This window comes from Mobiluncus mulieris ATCC 35243, from assembly GCF_000160615.1.
GTDB lineage: Bacteria > Actinomycetota > Actinomycetes > Actinomycetales > Actinomycetaceae > Mobiluncus > Mobiluncus mulieris.
In genome coordinates this window covers 577804-579003 of the sequence record NZ_GG668520.1, presented here as the reverse complement: position 1 = coordinate 579003, position 1200 = coordinate 577804, and the positions used below count along the sequence as shown (strand labels likewise).

Below are 1200 nucleotides of genomic sequence, written 5' to 3'. Positions count from 1 at the left end.
TGGCACCTCATGAACCCGCCCCCACTGTCACGCCCGATAAATGTAGGGTATGCTGAAGACTAGTCGCTTGCAGAATAGCAGGTAGTGTAGTTTCCTAGGTATTCTGGGAAAATATCCCTTGCGTCATCGGTGCTGGAACGTATCTTTGACTTCGCGCTTGTGACCTGCGCCAGGCGGTCACCGAAATATTTCACCGCCCACTTGTACTCGGCGAAGTCAGGGTCATACTTGTAGGCCGCGATTCTTCCCAAAACTGCGCAAATCCAGTCTGCGCACTGTACTGTTTGATAAAAATGGCTTTCCACTTCCATCGGAGGCTCAATAAGCTTTGTGGCGTTTTCACTGCTAAACATGAAAGCCGCCGCACTAGCAAAAATCTCTAGGCGTTCGCGCTCGCCTTGCTTGTCTAACACAAGCAACAGATTCTCGCCATCTGGCAGACTCCAATTCACCCGTTGAATCAGCTGTCTCATTACATGGTCGTAACGGTGCGAGTTAGTCTCTTTCACTTGACTGGGTGTGCCACGAAGTTTTTCTTGTCCATAAAACACCACCTGGGCATCAAGCTGTTTTAGCTTGTTAATAACGCGGAAGATTATTTTCCGGGTTTCAGGATACCTCTCAATATTCTTGGTGGTAAGCAACGCGGAACCTTTTTTCTCCCATCTCTCCACACGTTTGCCCTGCGATGTAACTTTGGCGCTGATTTCCTCACGTAACCCGTTTTCCTTTATAGCACGGAACGCTCCGGAAAGCTTCCGAACGTTTTCTGCCGGAATTACGAAACCTCCAAGGCCAAACACGGGATGGGTCTTATAGGAATCGTCATAGCGTGCGACGTATGCGCCGTTGTGGCCAAATTCGTCAAAATAGCCGACGTACATGCTAGCCTTTCCAGTGAGAACACGAAAGCCCGCATAACTGCGGGCTTCGGAAGTGGAGCACCGAAGTGCGTCCACATTCAGAATATCAATTTTGAAGCCTGGAAATCAATCCCCCGGCATACCTCACATATATCGAGCGCGGCATACTCCAGGTTGCTTTACCGTGAAAGTGGGGGCGGGTTCACGAGGTGCCAGCCGGGGTGGCGGGCGTGGCCATTGTCGTGGCTGTTGGGGGTTCACTAGTCCCGGGAAAAGCTAAAACCCTGTGACTTGCACAAACCGAAAACTTACCAGATAAAAAGTGCCCGTTTTTTTT

The 1200-nt window shown here is 50.2% G+C and carries 1 protein-coding gene; it reads right to left on the bottom strand.

Annotated elements, in window-relative coordinates; genetic code table 11:
• Positions 1–59: 59 nt before the first annotated feature.
• Positions 60–884 (bottom strand): DUF3800 domain-containing protein, encoded by an 825-nt coding sequence (locus HMPREF0577_RS10385; RefSeq protein ID WP_004013851.1) that lies wholly within the window; start codon positions 882–884, stop codon positions 60–62.
• Between the last annotated feature and the right edge of the window lie 316 nt (positions 885–1200).